General features: G+C 68.0%; 16 protein-coding genes. 4 read left to right on the top strand and 12 right to left on the bottom strand.

The features are described 5' to 3' along the window. Position 1 precedes the first annotated feature (1 nt). The 4 genes from J3U95_RS10940 to J3U95_RS10925 form a co-directional block, all read right to left on the bottom strand. Positions 2 to 982, bottom strand: a complete 981-nt coding sequence (locus J3U95_RS10940; protein WP_208278631.1) for a cation diffusion facilitator family transporter — start codon at positions 980 to 982, stop codon at positions 2 to 4. Further along, positions 979 to 1,335: an ArsR/SmtB family transcription factor gene (locus J3U95_RS10935; protein WP_208278630.1), complete on the bottom strand. Its 357-nt coding sequence runs from the start codon at positions 1,333 to 1,335 to the stop codon at positions 979 to 981. Before J3U95_RS10935 ends, J3U95_RS10940 begins: the two co-directional genes overlap by 4 nt. Before the next feature lie 57 nt (positions 1,336 to 1,392). Next, complete coding sequence (locus J3U95_RS10930; RefSeq protein WP_208278629.1) at positions 1,393 to 4,215, bottom strand: M16 family metallopeptidase; 2,823 nt, start codon at positions 4,213 to 4,215, stop codon at positions 1,393 to 1,395. 80 nt (positions 4,216 to 4,295) lie between these two features. Beyond that, positions 4,296 to 4,778: a CinA family protein gene (locus J3U95_RS10925; protein WP_208278628.1), complete on the bottom strand. Its 483-nt coding sequence runs from the start codon at positions 4,776 to 4,778 to the stop codon at positions 4,296 to 4,298. 309 nt (positions 4,779 to 5,087) lie between these two features. Between J3U95_RS10925 and J3U95_RS10920 the strand changes: the two genes are divergently transcribed. From J3U95_RS10920 to J3U95_RS10910, 3 genes are read left to right on the top strand one after another with little or no spacing between them, the layout of a single operon-like run. Next, positions 5,088 to 7,124: a sensor histidine kinase, YfiR-like protein-associated gene (locus tag J3U95_RS10920; protein WP_208278627.1), complete on the top strand. Its 2,037-nt coding sequence runs from the start codon at positions 5,088 to 5,090 to the stop codon at positions 7,122 to 7,124. Next, a complete protein-coding gene (locus tag J3U95_RS10915) occupies positions 7,121 to 9,730 on the top strand; it encodes an EAL domain-containing protein (protein WP_208278626.1) in 2,610 nt (869 codons plus the stop codon). The genes J3U95_RS10920 and J3U95_RS10915 overlap by 4 nt, the downstream gene beginning before the upstream one ends. 10 nt (positions 9,731 to 9,740) lie before the next feature. Then, positions 9,741 to 11,069, top strand: coding sequence for a sensor histidine kinase (locus tag J3U95_RS10910; protein ID WP_208278625.1), 1,329 nt, complete (start codon positions 9,741 to 9,743; stop codon positions 11,067 to 11,069). Here the strand turns inward: J3U95_RS10910 and J3U95_RS10905 are convergent. The 7 genes from J3U95_RS10905 to J3U95_RS10875 all read right to left on the bottom strand — a co-directional run bounded on the left by J3U95_RS10905 (position 11,055) and on the right by J3U95_RS10875 (position 16,599). Further along, positions 11,055 to 12,257 (bottom strand): SGNH/GDSL hydrolase family protein, encoded by a 1,203-nt coding sequence (locus J3U95_RS10905; RefSeq protein WP_208278624.1) that lies wholly within the window; start codon positions 12,255 to 12,257, stop codon positions 11,055 to 11,057. The two genes, J3U95_RS10910 and J3U95_RS10905, sit on opposite strands and share 15 nt — an antisense overlap. A gap of 3 nt (positions 12,258 to 12,260) precedes the next feature. Further along, positions 12,261 to 12,827 carry a DUF308 domain-containing protein gene (locus J3U95_RS10900; protein ID WP_208278623.1) on the bottom strand — a complete coding sequence of 189 codons (567 nt, stop codon included), beginning with the start codon at positions 12,825 to 12,827 and terminating at the stop codon, positions 12,261 to 12,263. Between the two features lie 21 nt (positions 12,828 to 12,848). Next, the gene (locus J3U95_RS10895; RefSeq protein ID WP_208278622.1) at positions 12,849 to 13,616 is read right to left on the bottom strand and encodes a molybdopterin-binding protein; all 768 of its coding nucleotides are present in this window, start codon (positions 13,614 to 13,616) and stop codon (positions 12,849 to 12,851) included. Further along, entirely contained in the window at positions 13,609 to 14,352 is a 744-nt protein-coding gene (locus tag J3U95_RS10890) for a cytochrome b/b6 domain-containing protein (protein WP_229519763.1), read from the bottom strand. The genes J3U95_RS10895 and J3U95_RS10890 overlap by 8 nt, the downstream gene beginning before the upstream one ends. Before the next feature lie 17 nt (positions 14,353 to 14,369). Beyond that, positions 14,370 to 15,002, bottom strand: a complete 633-nt coding sequence (locus J3U95_RS10885) for a hypothetical protein (RefSeq protein WP_208278621.1) — start codon at positions 15,000 to 15,002, stop codon at positions 14,370 to 14,372. A gap of 119 nt (positions 15,003 to 15,121) precedes the next feature. Continuing rightward, positions 15,122 to 15,706 (bottom strand): TetR/AcrR family transcriptional regulator, encoded by a 585-nt coding sequence (locus J3U95_RS10880; protein ID WP_208278620.1) that lies wholly within the window; start codon positions 15,704 to 15,706, stop codon positions 15,122 to 15,124. A 65-nt stretch (positions 15,707 to 15,771) separates the two neighbouring features. Next, positions 15,772 to 16,599 carry an oxidoreductase gene (locus J3U95_RS10875; RefSeq protein ID WP_208278619.1) on the bottom strand — a complete coding sequence of 276 codons (828 nt, stop codon included), beginning with the start codon at positions 16,597 to 16,599 and terminating at the stop codon, positions 15,772 to 15,774. An 87-nt stretch (positions 16,600 to 16,686) separates the two neighbouring features. On the opposite strand from J3U95_RS10875, the gene J3U95_RS10870 reads away from it, so the two are divergent. Continuing rightward, complete coding sequence (locus J3U95_RS10870; RefSeq protein ID WP_208278618.1) at positions 16,687 to 17,610, top strand: AraC family transcriptional regulator; 924 nt, start codon at positions 16,687 to 16,689, stop codon at positions 17,608 to 17,610. 5 nt (positions 17,611 to 17,615) lie between these two features. Here J3U95_RS10870 and thiL read toward each other — a convergent pair whose 3' ends face one another. Continuing rightward, positions 17,616 to 18,590, bottom strand: coding sequence for a thiamine-phosphate kinase (gene thiL / locus J3U95_RS10865; protein ID WP_208278617.1), 975 nt, complete (start codon positions 18,588 to 18,590; stop codon positions 17,616 to 17,618). Between the last annotated feature and the right edge of the window lie 51 nt (positions 18,591 to 18,641).

Genomic DNA, 18,641 nt, shown 5'->3' with positions numbered 1-18,641 from the left:
ATCAGTGCGCGTGGCCCTGCAAGGTGCAGTGGTGATGGATCGTCCCCTGTTCCACCTGCAGCGTGCAATGGTGGATCGCATACTTCTCGCGCAATGTGTGCTCGATGGCGTCGAGCACCGCATCGCCCGGATAGCCGCCCGGGATCACCAGGTGGGCGGTGAGCGCGGTCTCGGTCGTGCTCATGGCCCAGATGTGCAGGTCGTGGACCTCGGTCACGCCGGGCTGGCCGGCCAGGAAGGTCTGCACCTTGCCCGCGTCGACGTTCGGCGGCACGGCCGCCATCGACAACTGCACCGACTCGCGCAGCAGCGACCAGGTGCCGATCACGATCACCACCACGATCACCAGGCTCACGATCGGATCGATCCAGGTCCAGCCCGAATACATGATCGCCAGCCCCGAAATCACCACGCCCAGCGACAGCGCGGCGTCGGCCGCCATGTGCAGGTAGGCGCCGCGGATGTTCAGGTCGCCCTTGCTGCCGGCCAGGAACAACCAGGCCGAGAAGCCATTGATGACGACGCCGATGGCGGCCACGATCGAGACCGTGGCGCCGGCCACCGGCGCAGGCTCGGCGATGCGCTGCACCGCTTCCCAGGCGATCGCGCCGCAGGCCACCATCAGGAGCAGGCCGTTGCCCAGCGCCGCCAGGATCGACGAGCCGCGCAAGCCATAGGTATAGCGGCCCTTGGGCGCGCTCTTGGCCAGCAGTGCAGCGCCCCAGGCGAGCATCAGGCCCAGCACGTCTGACAGGTTGTGGCCGGCGTCGGCCATCAGCGCGGTGGAGTGGGCGATGAAGCCGTAGGTGAACTCGACGATGACGAAGGCCAGGTTCAGGCCGATCGCCAGCGCGAAGGCGCGGCCGTGGCCGTCGGGCGAGGGCATGTGGTGGTGGTGATGGCCGAAGCCATGGGAATGGCCGTGATCGTGGTCATGATCGTGGTGATCGTGTCCGTGCTTGTGGTCGTGTGCGTGGTTCATGCGTCCATTCCGTTGGCGGGTTCGGCGATGTGCTCGAACATGGTGGAGAGCAGGCTGCTGATGTGGGCGTCGGCGGCCGAATAGAAGACTTGCTTGCCCTGGCGTTCGGCCTTGACGATGCGGGCCGCACGCAGCAGGCGCAGGTGGTGGCTGACCAGGGAACTGGATAGCGCCAGCCCGGCCGCGATATCGCCCACCGCCGTCGGCTGGGCCAGGCAGGCCAGAACAATGCGCAGCCGGGTCGGGTCGCCCAGAAGGTGGAACAGGTCGGCCAGTTGGCCGATCGCTTCCTCGGGCGGCGGGGCGATGGGCTGGGCGGGCGGATGCGTCGCAGTCAAGTTTCGCTCTAACATGTGAATAGGTGTTCATATGTTAGGCGAAACAACCGCGCCGGGCAAGCGCGGTGTCGTTCAGTGTTGCTTCTTGTCCATCACCTGCCCGTCGTCGTCGCGGATCTCGGGCTGGCCCAGCCCGAGTTTCTGCAGCTGCGGCAGGATCTTGCGCCGCTCGCCCACCGCCACCACGACCATCCGGTCCGGATCGAGATAGCGCCGGGCCACGTCCTGCACCTCGTCCACGCCGACCCCGGCCAGCTTCTGCGCCAACTGGTCGTAGTAATCCGGCGCCAGGCCGTAGACGAACAACTCGGTCAGGCTGGCGCCGATGTCGGCATTGGTCTCGAACTGGCCCGGCAGCGACAGCAGCTGCGCGTTGCGCGCCGCGTCGAGTTCGGCCTGCGACAAGGGCTGCTCGCGCATGGCAGCGATCTCGCGCAGGATCTCGCGCACCGATGCGCCGGTGGCATCCTGCTGCACGCTGGCCTCGACCGAGAACGGCGCTGGAGTGCGGTCGTAGTCGAAATGCGAGTAGATGCCGTAGGTATAGCCCTTGGTTTCGCGCAGATTGTTGTTCAAGCGGCTCGAGAACATGCCGCCCAGCGCGCCGTTCATCACCTGCAGGGCCGGGAAGTCGGGCGTGTCGCGCGCGGGGCCCATGCAGGCCACCTGCAGCGCCGTTTGACCGGCGTCCGGCTGGTCGACCAGCACCAGGCGCGCCGGCGTGGGACGGGTCTCGGCCGGCTTCACCTCGGGCGCGTCGGCCGCCGGCCAGGTGCCGAACTGCGCCTCGGCCAGCGCTTCCAGCTCGGCGCGCGTGATGTCGCCGGTGACCACCAGCGCCGCATTGGACGGCACGTAATGGCGGCTCCAGAAGCCGGCGATGTCCGCGCGCGTGGTGGCGCGGATCGCGTCTTCGAGTCCCAGCTGGCCATAGGCCTTCGGATGGCCTCCGCCGAACAGGGCGCCGGCCGCCGCCAGCGCCGCCACCGTTTCCGGATCGTCGCGCTGCTGCGTCAGGGAGCCGAGGCGGTCTTGCCGCTGGCGCTCGATCTCGGCCGCGGGGAAGGACGGGCGCTGGACGATGTCGGCCACCACCTCGAGTGCGCGCGCAAAGGTCGCGCGCAGCGCCAGCAGCGACACGGTTGAGACGTCGTCGCTGCTGCCGGCGTCCATGAAGGCGCCCAGCTGCGCGATCTCGTCCGCGATCTGCGGCGTGCTGCGGGTGGCCGTGCCTTCTTCCAGCATCTGGGCGGTGAAGCCGGCCAGGCCGGGCAGCTTGACCGGATTGGCCGCGCCGCCGCTTTTCACCACCAGCTGGCTCGAGACCAGCGGCAGCGCCGGATTGTGATGGTGGATCACGGTGAGGCCGTTCTTGAGCTTGAAGGTCTCTCCGCGCGGCAGCGTGACCTTCGGCGTGGGCCCGGCCACGGGCGGCGTCGCGCGCCACGGTTCGGCCTCGTTGAGCGCAACCTGGGGAGCTGGCGCCGGCGGCGTCTTGATCGGCTTGGGCGCGCGCGGATCGTCGACCTTCGGCTTGCCGGGCACGCCGGTCACCACGGCGCGCGCCTCCGGCTTGAGCCAGGCCTGCACCGCGCGCTGGACGGCGGCGGCGTCGATGCGGCGCAGGCGCGCCAGGTCCTTGGCCAGGTAGCCCGGGTCGCCCGTGTACAGGTTGTAGTGGTTGAGCTGCTCGGCCAGGCCGTCGCCGCCGAGTTTTTCGAGCGACGCCAGCAGGGCGGTTTCCAGGCTGTTGCGGGCGCGTTCGACTTCGCGTTCGCTCGGGCCGTCCTTGCGCAGCCGTTCCAGCTCGGCGTCGATCGCCGCTTCCAGTTCCTGCGGCGTGTGGCCGGCGCGCGCGGTGACGTCGACCACGAAGGTTGAACCCAGGCCGAGCGAGGTCTGGGTGCTCGATACGTCTTGCGCGATCTGGCGCTCGTACACCAGCGCCTTGTACAGGCGGCTCGACTTGCCGCCGCCGAGGATGGTGGCGGCCACCGCCAGCTCGGCATCGCCCGGCTGGTAGGCGGCCGGCGTCAGCCAGCCCATGAACACGCGCGGCAGCTCGACCCGGTCGCGCACCACGACGCGGCGCTCGGCCGTGATCGGGGGCGTGACCACCCTGGGACGCACGACGTCCGGCCCGCGCCGCAGGTTTCCGAAATAGCGCTGCACCAGCTCGCGTGTCTTGCCCTTGTCGATGTCGCCGGCGATTACCAGGCTGGCGTTGTTGGGGCCATAGTAGTTGGTGAAGAACTCGCGCACGTCCTCCAGTCGCGCGCCCTGGATGTCGGCGTGAGAGCCGATGATCGAGGCCGCATACGGGTGGCCCTTGGGGAACAGCGTTTGCAGCAGCGCTTCCTCGACCAGGCCATACGGCTCGCCCTCGACGGTCTGGCGCCGTTCGTTGCGCACCACGTCCTGCTGGTTGGTCAAGGCCTGCTGGTCGAGCACGTCCAGCAAAAAGCCCATGCGGTCGGCATGCACCCACAGCGCCAGTTCGAGCTGGTTGCTCGGCACCGTGTCGTAGTAGCTGGTGCTGTCGAAGCCGGTGCCGCCATTGCTGTCGGTCGCGCCGGCGCCTTCGAGCAGGCGATCGGCCTCGCCGCGCGGGATGTGGCGGGTGGCGGCGAACATCATGTGCTCGAACAGGTGGGCGAAGCCGGTCAGGCCGGGCGCCTCGTTGGCCGGGCCCACGTGGTACCACAGGTTGACGGCCACGATCGGCAGGCGCTTGTCCTCGACCAGGATCAGCTGCAGGCCATTGGGCAGCACGGTTTTTTCGAAGGCGATCGACGGGACTGGCGCCGATGCGGGCGCGGGAGGCTGGTCTTGGACCTGGCCCGCCGCGGGAGCGGCAGCCAGCATCAGCGGAACCATCAGGCTGGGGATGTTCAAATACTCTCCGTAATTCAATGACAATGCCCTTGCCGCTCGCGCGGCATACGCATTGCCATTATCCCGGATACGAAGAAAACTTACTCCACGAAACGCAGGATGCCGCGCAGCGCGTGGGCAATGGCCTGCTCGCGCACCGCCTGGCGGTCGCCCTGGAACACCAGGCGTTCGGTGTGGACATGGTCGCCGCGCGCCCAGCCGAAGCACACGGTGCCGATCGGCTTGCCGGGCACGGCGCCGGTCGGGCCGGCGATGCCGGTGGTCGAGACGCCGATGTCGGCATTGCTGTTGGCCACGGCGCCGGCGGCCATCGCGGCGGCCACTTCTTCGCTGACCGCGCCGAACTGGGCGATCACGGCGTCGGGAACGTCCAGCATCTCGTTCTTGGCCGTGTTCGAATAGGTCACGAAGCCGCAGTCGAACCAGTCGCCCGAGCCGGGGATGGCGGTGAGCGTGTAGGCGATGCCGCCGCCGGTGCAGGATTCGGCGGCGGCCAGCATCAGTTTTTTGGGGCCGATGGTGTCGCTGACTTTCTGGGCAAGGTCGATGAGTTCGTTCGTCACGTGGGTCTCCTTTGGAAGCCGCCGGCCGGGCGAGTGCCACGTCGGGAAACCGGTCGGACTGCCTTCATTCTAGCGCGCTGCGCGGGCGCACGGTGAGCGAACGACAGGTCAAAGTTTCAAAAATTGCTACCCAAACCGCAAGCGAACGTTTACAGTGCCAGCCGCATTCTCATCCTGGCCTGGCTTGATAAATGTTTCGTGCGACACATAGCACAGGCGTGCTGCTATGCTGGGATGACCAATTTCTCGTCTTTGTTAGAACTTTTACATGCCGCGCATGCGTTCCCATGAGCGGTCCGTGGAGGAAGCATGAGCCGCCAGCGCTCTATCCGCAAGAAGCTGGTGGCGGTGGTGATGACGACCACGTTCGTCGCGCTGCTGGTCTCGATCGCCATCGTGATCGCCTATGACCTGCGCAGCTACCATCGCGCCCTGGTGAACGACCTCTCGACCCAGGCCGAACTGGTCGGCCACATGACGTCCGCAGCCCTGAGCTTCGACGACCCGCGCCTGGCCAACGAGAACCTGGCGCTGCTGCGCACCAGTCCCCTGGTGCGCGCCGCCGCCATCTACGACGCGAAAGGCGTGCTGTTCGCTTCCTACGCCGCCGCCGGCCAACCCCGCAATATTCCCCAGCGCCTGGAAGCGGCCGGCCTGTCCGAGGGCGCCACCGACGACCTGGTGGTGCGCCAGCCCATCGTCGAGAATGGCGACACGGTCGGCACCGTCGTGCTGCGCGCCGAGAACCGCCTGCTGGCGCGCACCATCGACTATCTCGCGATCGCGGCCGGGGTGACCCTGCTGGCGATGGCGATCGCCTATCTCTTGACGCGGCGCCTGGGACGCGTGATCACGGCCCCGATCGTGGCCGTCACCGAGATCGCGCGCGAGGTGGTGACCACGCGCGACTATTCGCGCCGCGCGCCGCGCATCGGCGACGACGAAGCGGCCGAGCTGGCCGATTCCTTCAATGCCATGCTGACCGAGATCGAGGGCCGCACCCGCGAGCTGGAGGATTCGCACAGCACCACCCTGCGCGAGGCCCAGCAGCGCACCCGCGCGCAGCAGGAGGTGATGCGCCTGAACGAGCAGCTGGAGCAGCGCGTCGACGAGCGCACCCTGCAGCTGGCGCTGGCCAACGCCGAACTGGCCAACGCCAACGAGGAGGCCAAGAGCGCCAACCAGGCCAAGTCGGCCTTCCTGTCTTCGATGAGCCACGAGCTGCGCACGCCGCTCAACGCGATCCTCGGCTTCGCCCAGATCCTGACCTCCGACACGCTGCCCTCGACCCTGGAGCAGAAGAAGGAATTCGCGAACCACATCCTCAAGTCGGGCCGCCACCTGCTCACGCTGATCAACGAGATCCTCGACCTGGCCAAGGTCGAATCGGGCACCATCACCCTGTCGATGGAACCGGTGGCCCTGACCGACATCCTGCTCGAGGTGCGCACCATGATCGAGCCGATCGCCGCCACGCGCAAGGTGCGGGCGCTGTTCCCGGCGATCGACGGGGCGGTGGTGATGGCCGACCGCACGCGCCTGAAACAGGTGCTGCTCAACCTGTTGTCGAACGCCGTCAAGTACAACCGCGAAGAGGGCGCGGTGGTGGTCAGCTGCGAGCAGCCGGCGCCTGACCGCCTGCGCCTGTCGGTGCAGGACACTGGCAACGGCCTGAACCCGGAGCAGCTGGCCAACCTGTTCCAGCCCTTCAATCGCCTGGGCCAGGAAGCCGGGGCCCAGGAGGGCACCGGCATCGGCCTGGTGGTGACCAAGCGCCTGGTGGAACTGATGGGCGGCGAGATCGGCGTCACCAGCAGCCCCGGCGTGGGCAGCGTGTTCTGGATCGAGCTGGCCAGCACCACGCCGCTGGCGTCGGCGCTGCCCGAGCGCGGCCCCGAGGCCGCGAGCGCGCCGAGCGACTTGCCCGACGAAGGCGAGCCGCACCTGGTGCTGTATGTCGAGGACAACCCGGCCAACCTGCGCCTGGTGGAAGAAATCGTCGCCTTCCGGCGCGACCTGCGCCTGCTGTCGGCGCCCGACGGCCACCTCGGCCTGCAGCTGGCCAAGGCGCACCTCCCGGAAGCCATCCTGATGGACCTGAACCTGCCGGGCATGAGCGGCTTCGAGGTGCTGCGCCAGTTGCGCGCCGATCCCGAGACCACCTGGATTCCGGTCATCGCGCTGACGGCCAACGCCATGCCGCGCGATATCGAACGCGGCCTGGCGGCGGGCTTCCACCGCTATCTGACCAAGCCGATCGACATCGACAAGTTCACCGAAGCGATCAACAGTACGCTGGCGAAGCAGCCCGGGACGGGCGGGCCAGGCGAAAGGAAGGCTAGATGATTTCCTTGTCCGACATCCGGCGCGCGCGCATCCTCGTCGTCGACGACGAACCGGTGAACGTGCAACTGCTCGAATACCTGCTCAAGACCACCGGCTACGAGAACGTCAGTTCCACCTACGATCCGCGCCAGGTGGTGGCGCTGCACCTCAAGCACCGCTTCGACCTGATCATCCTCGACCTGCACATGCCAGGCATGGACGGCTTCGACGTGATGGAAGCCCTGAAGCCGCTGGAAAGCGATTCCTGGCTGCCGGTGCTGGTGGTGACGGCCGAGCCGGATAAGAAGCTGGCGGCGCTCGAGGCGGGCGCGCGCGACTTCATCGGCAAGCCCTTCGACACGGTCGAGGTGATGACCCGCATCCGCAACCTGCTCGAAGTGCGCCTGCTGCACCGCGAGTCGCTCGACTACGGCAGCCAGCTGGAGCGCCAGGTGCGCGAGCGCACCGCCGAACTGGCGCGCTTTCGCGGCGCGATGGACGCCACGCCCGACGCCCTGTTCCTGATCGACACCGCCAGCATGGCGATGGTCGACGTCTCGGAAGGCGCCTGCCGCATGCTGGGCTTTTCGCGCGACGCGCTGCTGCGCATCGACCCGGTGGCGCTGGGCCTGGCCACGCGCACCCAGCTCGAGCGCCTGCTGGGCGGCGGCGCCGCGCACGATGGCGAGTCCGAGTCCGAGGCCGACATCGTCGAGACCGAACTGCTGCGCGCCGGCGGCGAAGGCTCGGTGGCGGTCGAGATCAGCTGGAAGCTGCAGGAACAGGACGTCGAGCACCCTGCGCAGCGCATGCTGATCGCGGTGGCGCGCGACATCAGCGAGCGCCTGCAGGCCCAGGAAAACCTGCGCCATGCGGCCAGCTACGACGCCCTGACCGGCCTGCCGAACCGCACCCTGTTCTTCGAAAACCTGCGCGACACCATCGAGCTGGCCCAGGACAAGAACTGGCGCGTGGCGGTCCTGTGCATCACGCTCGACCGCTTCAAGGTGATCAACGACACGCTCGGCACGCGCGGCGGCGACGAGCTGCTGCGCCAGTTCAGCACGCGCCTGGTGCGCTGCGTGAGGGTGCGCGATTCGGTCGGGCGCCTGGGCGGCGACGAGTTCGCGCTGATCCTCACCATGCCGCGCGAGCAGCAGGACGCGGTGAACATGGCCAACGACGTGCGCGAATCCCTGCGCGTGCCGTTCGACCTGCACGGCCAGCAGGCCGCGCTGACGGCCAGCATCGGCATCGCCATGTACCCGGACGACACGGTCGAGCCGGGCGCGCTGGTCAAGTACGCCGATACCGCCATGGTGCGCGCCAAGGAGGCCGGCCGCGACGGCTACCGCTTCTTCACCGCCGGCATGAACGTGCAGGTGCTGGCGCGCCTGGACCTCGAACTGGCCCTGCGCGGCGCGCTCGAAGACGCCCAGTTCGTGCTGCACTACCAGCCCAAGATGGAGCTCAACACCGGCCGCATCGCCGGCACCGAGGCGCTGCTGCGCTGGCACCGTCCCGGTTACGGCCTGGTGTATCCGGCCGAATTCGTGCCGATCATGGAAGAGACGGGCCTGGTGGTGCGGGTCGGCGACTGGATCATCGACGAGGCCTGCCGCCAGATCGCCGCCTGGAACGCCGACGGGGTGCGCGACGTGCGGGTGGCGGTGAACGTGTCGAGCCGCCAGTTCGTCGAAGGCGACCTGGAAGGCGTGATCCGCGACGCTTTGGCGCGCCACGACGTCGAACCGGGGCTGCTGGAACTGGAGCTGACCGAGAGCGCGCTGATGCAGAACGCCGAGCACACCACCGAGGTGCTCACGCGCCTGAAGGCGCTCGGGATCCGGATCGCGATCGACGATTTCGGCACCGGCTACTCGAGCCTGGCCTACCTGAAGCGCTTCCCGATCGACAAGCTCAAGATCGACATCGCCTTCGTGCGGGACATCGTCAACAACCCGGACGACGCCGCCATCGCGCTGGCCATCATCAGCATGGCGCACAGCCTGCACATGCAGGTGATCGCCGAGGGCGTCGAGACGCGCGCCCAGATGGCCTACCTGCGGCGCCACCGCTGCGACCAGATCCAGGGTTTTTATTTCTCGCGCGCACTGCCGGCCGACCAGCTGGCCGAGATGGTGCTGTCCAACCGCGCCAAGCCCGAAGAGAAGCAGACCGACGATAACAAGGTGCAGACCCTGCTCATCGTCGACGACGACCCGAACGTGCTCACCGCGCTGCACCGCCTGTTCCGGCGCGACGGCTACCGCGTGCTGACCGCGTCCTCGCCGGCCGAGGGCTTCGAATTGCTGGCGCTGTACCGGGTGCACGTGATCCTGTGCGACCAGCGCATGCCGGTGATGAGCGGGACCGAGTTCCTCAGCAAGGTCAAGGAGATGTACCCCGAGACCATCCGCATCATCCTGTCGGGCTATACCGGGGTGGACTCGGTGCTCGATTCGATCAACCGCGGCGCGATCTACCGCTTCTACACCAAGCCATGGGACGACCAGCAGCTGCGCGACAATATCCGCCTCGCGTTCCGGCATTACTGGATGACGTACGGGCCGTATGACGACCGCAAGACGCCGCGCGAGGAGGATCATCAGGGCGAGGCGGCCTAGGACTATCTTCATGGAACTCGATCAGTCCACGCTGGCAGCGATCGTGGGTATCAAGTCGATCATCGGCGGCGTCATTTTTTACCTGCTCCACGTCTCGGCCCCGCGTATTTCCGGCATCTGGCTATGGGCTGCCGCCTCGTTCTCGGTCGGCGTCGGCGTTCTGTTCGATACCCTGGATGTCATCGACAATGCGCATCTGGCCGCGCTTGTCTTCACCATGCTCCTGGTGAGCGGGCAGATTCTTTTCCTGTTCGGGACTGCCGAGTTCCTGGATCGGCCTTTCAAACGACATACCTTATCCCTGGCGCTTTCACTGGTTGTCATCCTGACGGTAACATGGTCGATCGTCGTGCCTGACAGGCCATCGAGAGTGCTGGCCTTGACGCCGATGTATGCCGGGGCGAATGCCTGGATGGCATGGCTTCTATGGAGGCATCGCAAGCCACACGCGCGACTTGCCTACGGTATTGCCGCTGCCATCATGGGCATCCAGGCTGCGGCGGCATCGATGCACGCATTCCTGGAGCTCGGTGCTGGGATGACTGCCCCATCCCCGCCCTGGAATTTCCCGGTCATTGCTGTTATCTGGGTCAATGCAATACTCACCATCGTTGTCGGAAGCTGGGTGCTCCTGTTGCTCATCATGCTCCGGCTGGTGGACGAACTGAAGGCCGCGGCCGAAAGGGAAGAGCGCGAACGCATCGCGCGCGACCTGCATGACACCGTGCTGCAGACATTCCAGGGCTTCGTGATGAAAGCGAACGCGATGCTGCCTGAATCCGAATCCGCGTTGGGGAACTCGCTGAGCCGGTGCCTGAACGACGCCACCATTGCCATCCAGGAGGGACGCGACAAGATCGCCAGCTTGCGTGCCGGTCCGGGGCACGATCTTCCCTTGCACGAGTGTCTGCGCCTGGCTGGAGAGCAGGCCGCCGTGCCTGGCCAACAGCTCATATTGCGCTGCAAGGGAGAGGCGCGAACGCTCGAAGCGGGCGTGCAGCGGGAGCTATGCGCCATTGGACAGGAAGCGATATGCAACGCCCTTCGTCACGCGAACGCAAGACTGCATGAGGTCATCGTCGAATACGGTTCGAGAGCGCTCGTGCTGAGCATCCGGGACGATGGACGCGGCATCGGCGCCGGCGATCGGGAAAAGCCCGGTCACTGGGGCCTGAGCGGCATCGGGGAGCGCGCCCGGCTCATCCATGCCGATGCCGCCCTCTATTCCGTACCCGGCGCCGGCACGACGTGGCGTATCGAAGTGAAAGCGGCCCTGGCGTATGCGGATGCCGGGCCGCGCTCGAGGTCCCTGCTCTGTTCGCTATCACCGGTGAAATAGTCCGCCGGCCTGAAGCCCGACCTCGCGATATGCCACCGGCGCATGGCTGGGCGCCAGCACCAGCCCGGCGAAGCGCTCGCCGATGAGCCGGTGGCCGGCGCCGTCCGGATGCAGCGCGTCGCGCAGGACCAGCCGCGCGCTGTCGGCAAGACCATACAATCGCCTGCCGTCCAGGTAATGCAGGTCGGGATCGACCGCCGCCCGCTCGCTCACGATCGCCTCCAGCTCCTGCCGGATGACCCCCAGCGTCAGCTTGCCCTGCGCGATCTCGTGCACGTCGCCGGCGGCCCGGTACAGCACCCGACCCGCGGCCAGGGCCTCGGTCTCGAACCCGGTCGGCCCCGGCACGTCCTCGTGGATCGGAGAGCACAGCGGCGAAACGACGAACAGCGGCGTCGTCGGATGGCCGTCCCGGATCGTGTCGAGGAAGCCATGCACCGCCGGGCCGAAGGCGCGCAGGCGCATCAGGTCGGTGTGCACCAGGTCGATGCCGATCTTGAGGCTGATCAGGTCGGCATCCAGGTCGCGGATGGTGCGCGCCAGGAAGGGATCGAGCAGGGCGTTGCCGCTCAATCCCAGGTTGAGCAGGTCCACCCCGGCGCGCAGCGCAGCGACGGCGGGCCAGGTGCCGGTGGGATGGACGGCGTTCGCGCCCTGGCTGACGGCGCCGCCGTGGTGCAGCCATCTGCGTTTGCGCGGCGCGGACAGCGCGGCCACCGGCGCCGACGAGCGCAGCGCCACGACCTCGGTCACCTGGTCGTGGGGCAGCCAGATCTCGACCGTCTTGCGTCCGCCCGGCAGGTCGTCGAAGCGCACGGTCTGCACCCCGGTGCCGACCGGCGTGGTGGCGCCGGACCGGACGTCGATCTTCAGCGGGCGCGCCCCGCGCGCGCCGGCGCGGCGCGCCAGGCGGCCGTCGACCAGCAGGTCGTAGACGCCGTCCGGACCGCTCGCGGGCCGGGTCGCGCGCACCACGAGTTCCAGCCAGCGCGACGCGGTCTGGAACGCCAGCCGCACGCCCGCGCCCTGCGCCGCGGCCTGCGCCAGCTGCGGATCGCGCGAGCGGACCCTGGCCCAGGCGGGCAGCCGGTGCGGCAGGAAGCCGGCATCCGTTTTCTCGACCTCGACCGCGCCATGGATGAAGCGCGGGCCGAGCGGCGTGACCAGCGGATGAAATGCCAGCGGCATGCCTCAGCCGGCCCGCAGGCGCCGAGGACGGAACTGCAGCAGCAGCGCCGACACCAGGAAGTAGAAGGCGCCGAAGCCCGCATAGCCGGCCAGCGTGGCGACCGTGGGTTCGGCCGGCATGCGCGCCTGGCCGATGAATACGGCGCCGGCCAGCGCCGATTGCGCGCCGCTCAAGACCATCGCCCACTGGGCGCCGAACGACTTCCAGCGGCGCACGGCGGTGCCGAGCTGCAGCAGGCCGGACAGGATGGCCCAGGCGCCGAACACCGCCAGCACGCGGTGCATGTCGGGCAGGGAGACCGCCAGCGCCAGCGCGACGGCCAGGCTCACGACGACGTTCAGGAGCTGGGTGCGGTTGGCCGCCAGTCCGCCGCTGCGGCGGCCGTCGGCCACGTTGGCCAGGGCGTCCCAGGCGGGATAGGCGACCAGCAGCACGGCGCTGGCGACGGCCGACTGGCTGGCGAGCGCCAGCACCGCGATCACCCAGCAGATCGCAAAGCCGGCGCGCACGAAGTAGTAGCGTTTCAGCCAGCCTTCATCGGCGGCGTGGTGGTTGGATAGTTTGTTCATGGTGTCCTCCTTCGGTTGAAATTAAATGCCGGCATACCATTCGTAGCCGCGGTCTTCCCAGTAGCCGCCGTTGCCGCCCCACAGGCCGGCAAGGCTGTCCACCAGCTCGATCCGCATCAGGTACTTGGCCTGCTTGTAGCCCAGCTGGCGCTCGACGCGCAGCCGCAGCGGCGCGCCATGGCCGACGCCCAGGTCGGCGCCGTTCATGCCGTAGGCGAGGATCGTCTGCGGGTGGAAGGCGTCGACCATGTCGATGCTCTCGTAATAGCGGCCGCTGCCGTCGAGCGTCCGTTCCAGTTCGTCGGCGCAGTGGAACACCACGTAGCGCGCGGACGGCATGATGCCGACTGCGCCGAGCAGGAAGCCGAGCGGCACGCCGGTCCACTTGCCGATCGCGCTCCAGCCTTCCACGCAGTCGTGGCGGGTGATCTGGGTGCGCGAAGGCAGCAGCTTGAGCTGGGCCAGCGAAAACGTCTGCGGGCGTGCGACCAGTCCGCCGACCTGCAAGCGCCAGTCGGCGAAGCCGTCGGCGAGCAGCGCGGCATATTCGTCGCTGTCGGGCATGCTCGTGCCATTGACGCGAAAGCGCGGCGAGATGTCGGCCTCGGTGTATTCGCGCGCCAGCGCCGTGCGGTCCAGCAGCCGGCGCTGCACGCCCATCGTCAGGCTTTCGGCGAGGCGCAGGACGTCGCCGGCCCCGGCGGACGGCCCGCCCGGGTCGCAGCCGGCCAGGGCCAGGGCGCCGGCGCCGGCCAGGAAGCGGCGCCGGCCGGCACGGAAGTCAGTCATGGGGGCCTCCCTGCTGGATCGCATAACGTCCCGACAGCATCGAGCGCAGGTTGTTCCACGGGCCCGACAGCAGCACCATGGCCAGGTGCACGACCAGGAACAGCACCAGCAGCGCGGCGCTGATGAAATGGAGGCTGCGGGCCGACTGGCGTCCGCCGAACAGGTCGAGCAGCCAGGGTGCGGCGGCATTCATCCCGGGCGACATCGCCAGGCCGGTCAGCACCATCAGCGGCAGCAGCAGGCCGATGACGGCGAGGTAGCTGAGCTTTTGCAGCGCGTTGTAGTCGCGTGCGCGCTCGTCGTGCGCGAAGCGCAGGCGGGCATGGTCGACCACTTCGCGCCACAGGTGGCGTGCGGCGAGTTCGCGCCGGCGCGGCAGCAGGTGGCGCCGGAAGTGGTCGCTCAAGAGGCCATACGCCAGGTAGGCGGCGCCGTTGAAAACGAAACACCAGGCGAAGAACAGGTGCCAGCGCCGCCCGGCGGCCAGGTCTTGCGCCGAGGGCAAGGTGAGCCAGGCGGGGAAGGCGCCGATCTCGAGCCAGGCTTGCGCGCTGTCGGCCCCGGCCTGGCCCCAGTACAGCTGCGGCCAGGCATTGAAGATCTGCATGCCGCTGGCCGCCAGCACGCAAAAGAAGACGGCGTTCAGCCAGTGGGTGAGCCGCGTGACGACGGCGTGGCGCTGGATCATGACGACGCGCGGCGCCGCCCGTTCCTGGACTGCCTGGTGGATGTGCATGGGGACCTCGGTGGCGATTACATCGGCGGCACGATGCCGTTGTTGCCGACCACGATCTGCTGCGCGACCAGCTTGCCCTTCGCGTCCTTCTGCGCCGGAATGAAGACGACCGCTTCAGGCTTCAGGTCGGCGCCCGTGGCCGGTCCGAGCGTCACGATCGGGGTGCCGTCGGGGATGGCGATCTTCTTTTCCTTGCCGTGGTAGGACACGGTGACGGTATGGCCGTCGACGCCCTGCACCGCATTGGCCACGGTCGCATTCGTCATATTGCTTTTCGGCTTGAGGTCCCAGGCATAGCTGCCTTCGCCGACCCCCTTCATCGCGGGCGGGAACACCAGCACTTCGAGCGCGCCGTCGCCGCCTTCGGCCTTCGGCAGCGAGGCGATGCCGACGAAGCTGCCCGGCTTGATGTCGGCCATGGTCGCGCGCGCCACGCCGGCCACCTTGTAGCCCTCGGCGAGCGTCACCGTCACGGTTTCGCCTTCGCGGCTTTTCACTTGCAGGGTGTTGGCGGACAGGCCAATGATCTTGCCGCGCACATTGACCTTGTCCTGCGCATTGCCCGCAGCCAGGGCCGGCGACACGGCGCCCACGGCCAGCGTCGCGGCGGCCAGCAATGGGATGAATCGACGGAATGCAATATTATTCATGTATATACCTACTAGTTGGTAGATTGTGGGTGCAAAAAAATGCCGGTGCCCGCACGCTGCGCCCTGACTGGCGGGACCGGACCGGATCCGGGCGTTCTTGTGAAGCGCCCGGGTGACACTCATGCCGGCGCCTGGATGCGCGCCAGATGGGCGGCCGTGATGGCGCCGAACACCTTCGCATCGCCATAGGCGCGTGCCGACAGCATGGCGCCGTGCACCGTGGCCATGAAGACCTCGGCTTCGACCTCGGGCGCCTGCGCCAGCCGGATCGTGCCTTGCTGGACGCCGCGTTCCAGCACCGAGGCCATCCAGGCCGACAGGAAGCGGAAGTAGCCGCGCACCTCGACCGCCACGTCGGCCGGCAGGATCGGCAGTTCGCCGGCCAGCAGGGCGCACACGCAGAACGGCGCGCTCAGGTCTTCGATGCACTTTTCCCAGTACTGGGTATAGGCGCGCAACATGGCGAGCGGGTCGGGAATCGCCTGCTGCAGCCGCTCGATCCCGTCGGCCGTCGCCTGGCGGTGCTGCACGACGATGGCCTTGACCAGGTCGACCTTGTTCGGAAAGTGGTGGTGGATGCTGGCCTTGCGGATGCCGACGACGTCGGCGATGTCCGCATAGCTGAAGCCGTTGTAGCCACCGGCCACGATCAGGGCGCGTGCGCAGGTCAGGATGTCTTCGGAGGTGTTGGACATTTTCTTCATGCGAGCATCCTACCTTCTGGTAGGTTGGCTCGTCAAGCAGAGTTTCCCGCCCCGTGCCGATCCTTTCAGCCGTCGGTCGAACGGGTCACGGCCTCCCAGGCATCGATCTCGGCCAGCCGTTCGGCGAGGGCGGCGCGTACCAGCGCCAGCGCATCGCTGCCCAGCAGCAGGTGGGCCGGCGGCCGTTCGCTCTCGACCAGGCGCAGGATGGCCTGGGCCGCCCTGGCGGGATCGCCGGGCTGCTTGCCGCTTTTCTCGATGCGCGCCCGCCGCACCGGTTCGAAGCTGGCGTCGTAGTCGCCGATCGCGCGCGGGCTGCGCACCATCGAACGCCCGGCCCAGTCGGTGCGGAAGGATCCCGGCGCGACGGCCGTGACCGCGATATTGAACGGCGCCAGTTCCTTGCTCAAGGTGTCCGAGACGCCCTCCAGCGCGAACTTGCTGCCGCAGTAATAGGCGATGCCCGGCATCGTGATGGTGCCGCCCATCGAGGTGATGTTGACGATGTGTCCCTGGCGGCGCCGGCGCATGCCGGACAGCACGGCCTTGATCACGGCCACCGCGCCGAATACATTGACCTCGAACTGGCGGCGCATCTCGTCCAGCGGCGATTCTTCCAGCACGCCCTCGTGGCCATAGCCGGCGTTATTGACCAGCACGTCGATCGGCCCCAGCTCGCGCTCGACGCGGGCCACGACCGCCTCGATGGCGGCGTCGTCGGTCACGTCCAGCAACTGCGGATGCGCGCGCGCCGGATCGAGGGCCGCGAAGGCCGCGGCCTGCTCCGCGCCGCGCACCGTGCCGGCCACGCGGTGGCCAGCCGCAATCGCGGCCTGCGCCAGCGCACGCCCGAATCCGCTGCTGACGCCGGTGATGAAGAATAGCTTGCCCATATGCCCTCCTTGTTTGCGATGACTGGCATGATATTCTTCGGTTCCAGGCCGTTGATGCCTTAAATGGTCGATTTCTAGCCTGATCCTATGAGTGCCCACGAACAAACTGTCGAACTGCTGGCCGCCCTGTCGCCGCTGGAAGGCTATAACCTGACGCCACTGCCGGACGTCCGGCTGCTGCGTTCCGATCGCCCGCTGGCGCGCACGCCGGTGCTGTACGACCCCGGCATCGTGATCGTGTGCCAGGGTAGCAAGCAGGGGTATTTCGGCGGCGAGGTGTATCGCTATGACGCCCGGCACTACCTGGCGGTGGCGGTGCCGGTGCCGTTCACCATGGAGACCCAGGCCAGCGCGGCCGAGCCGCTGCTGGCCATTTACCTGCACCTGGATCTCGAACTGGCGGCCGACGTGCTGCTGCAGGTCCAGCGGCATGGCGGCCTGGCCGAGGCGGGCGCGAAAAGCATGGTGTCGACGCCGGTCGACGCGGCCTTCGCGGCGACCGTGCTGCGCCTGGTGCAGGCGCTGGCCGACCCGTTGGAGGCGGCGGTGCTGGGACGCGGATTGCTGCGCGAGCTGTATTACCGCGTGCTGACCGGGGAGCAGGGCGGCGCCATGCGCGCGGCGCTCGCCCGGCAGGGAAAGTTCGGCCAGATCTTCAAGACCCTGCGGCGCATCCACGCGGCCTACCGCGAGCCGCTGACGGTGGAACAGCTGGCGCTGGACGCCGCCATGAGCGTGCCGACCTATCACCAGCACTTCAAGACGGTCACCGGCACCACGCCGATCCAGTATCTGAAATCGATCCGGCTGCACCAGGCGCGGCTGCTCATGGTGCGCAACGACCGCAGCGCGGCGGTCGCGGCATCCGAGGTGGGCTATGAAAGCGCCTCGCAATTCGGACGCGAGTTCAAGCGCCTGTTCGGCCTGAGTCCGGCGCAGGAAGCCAGGCGCATGCGTTCCAGCTTCGCGCTGCCGCCGCAGGCCAATCCGGCGTTCGTATCATCGCATTGAGATATTCAGCTGCCGCTGAAGTGGTCCCAGCCCGTCAAGCCCAGGTCGAGCGGCGCGCCATGCTTGTCGACCAGGCGCAGGCCGGGCGCGGTCTCGATCGCTCCCACCCGGGTGACCGGCGTGGCGGCCTGCGCCGCCGCTTCCAGCACCGCCGCACGTTGTGACATCGGCGCCGTGAAGCACAATTCGTAATCGTCGCCGCCGGCCGCCGTGAAGCGGCGCCGCAGCGCGAGGTCTTGCCGCGCCAGCGCCGGACCGGCCGGCAGCGCATCGACGTCGAGCGTGGCGCCGACGCTTGACGCCGCCAGGATATGCCCCAGGTCGCCGACCAGGCCATCCGAGATGTCGAGCGCGGCGTGTGCGATCGGCGCCGCGGCCAGCGCCAGGCCCAGGGCCACGCGCGGTGTCGGCATGTGCAGCCTCGGCGCCGCCAGTGCTTCCGCCTCCGGAGGGAGGTCGACCTCTTTATAGCAGCCGGCCAGCGCCAGGCGCGCATCGCCCAGCGTGCCCGAGATCCAGATGTCGTCACCCGGTCTGGCCGCAGCGCGCCGCAGCGCATGGCCGGGGGCCACTTCTCCGAACACGGTGATGCAGATATTCAGTGGCCCCTTGGTGGTGTCGCCGCCGATCAGCTCACAGCCATGCTCGTCGGCCAGCGCGAACAGGCCGCGCGAGAAACCGTCGAGCCATGCCTCGTCGGCCCGCGGCAGCGCCAGCGCTAAAGTAAATGCGATGGGCCGCGCGCCCATCGCGGCCAGGTCCGACAGGTTTACGGCCAGCGCCTTGTGGCCCAGCATGAAGGGATCGGCGCCGGCGAAGAAATGACGGTCTTCGACCAGCATGTCGGACGAGATCGCGATCTGGCGGCCAGGGGCTGGAGAGAGCAGGGCGCAGTCGTCGCCGATGCCGAGCGCGACATCGGGGCGGCCGGGGCGCTCGCGCTTGAAATAACGCTTGATGAGGTCGAATTCGGAAAGCATGGCGGCGATTGTACCGCCCTCCGTTGGCCTGCCAGGAATTGCTGCAACCGC

The organism is Massilia oculi, assembly GCF_017582745.1.
In the GTDB taxonomy this organism is placed as follows: domain Bacteria; phylum Pseudomonadota; class Gammaproteobacteria; order Burkholderiales; family Burkholderiaceae_D; genus Telluria; species Telluria oculi_A.
Note: the sequence above shows the minus strand (reverse complement) of the source record. Positions and strands in the feature narration are given on the sequence as shown.

What these genes read in the sequence shown, in the direction of transcription:
- J3U95_RS10940 (WP_208278631.1), bottom strand. Translation starts at nt 982, where the DNA reads ATGAACCACGCACACGACCACAAGCACGGACACGATCACCACGATCAT.
- J3U95_RS10935 (WP_208278630.1), bottom strand. Translation starts at nt 1,335, where the DNA reads ATGTTAGAGCGAAACTTGACTGCGACGCATCCGCCCGCCCAGCCCATC.
- J3U95_RS10920 (WP_208278627.1), top strand. Translation starts at nt 5,088, where the DNA reads ATGAGCCGCCAGCGCTCTATCCGCAAGAAGCTGGTGGCGGTGGTGATG.
- J3U95_RS10915 (WP_208278626.1), top strand. Translation starts at nt 7,121, where the DNA reads ATGATTTCCTTGTCCGACATCCGGCGCGCGCGCATCCTCGTCGTCGAC.
- J3U95_RS10910 (WP_208278625.1), top strand. Translation starts at nt 9,741, where the DNA reads ATGGAACTCGATCAGTCCACGCTGGCAGCGATCGTGGGTATCAAGTCG.
- J3U95_RS10905 (WP_208278624.1), bottom strand. Translation starts at nt 12,257, where the DNA reads ATGCCGCTGGCATTTCATCCGCTGGTCACGCCGCTCGGCCCGCGCTTC.
- J3U95_RS10900 (WP_208278623.1), bottom strand. Translation starts at nt 12,827, where the DNA reads ATGAACAAACTATCCAACCACCACGCCGCCGATGAAGGCTGGCTGAAA.
- J3U95_RS10895 (WP_208278622.1), bottom strand. Translation starts at nt 13,616, where the DNA reads ATGACTGACTTCCGTGCCGGCCGGCGCCGCTTCCTGGCCGGCGCCGGC.
- J3U95_RS10890 (WP_229519763.1), bottom strand. Translation starts at nt 14,352, where the DNA reads ATGCACATCCACCAGGCAGTCCAGGAACGGGCGGCGCCGCGCGTCGTC.
- J3U95_RS10885 (WP_208278621.1), bottom strand. Translation starts at nt 15,002, where the DNA reads ATGAATAATATTGCATTCCGTCGATTCATCCCATTGCTGGCCGCCGCG.
- J3U95_RS10880 (WP_208278620.1), bottom strand. Translation starts at nt 15,706, where the DNA reads ATGAAGAAAATGTCCAACACCTCCGAAGACATCCTGACCTGCGCACGC.
- J3U95_RS10875 (WP_208278619.1), bottom strand. Translation starts at nt 16,599, where the DNA reads ATGGGCAAGCTATTCTTCATCACCGGCGTCAGCAGCGGATTCGGGCGT.
- J3U95_RS10870 (WP_208278618.1), top strand. Translation starts at nt 16,687, where the DNA reads ATGAGTGCCCACGAACAAACTGTCGAACTGCTGGCCGCCCTGTCGCCG.
- thiL (WP_208278617.1), bottom strand. Translation starts at nt 18,590, where the DNA reads ATGCTTTCCGAATTCGACCTCATCAAGCGTTATTTCAAGCGCGAGCGC.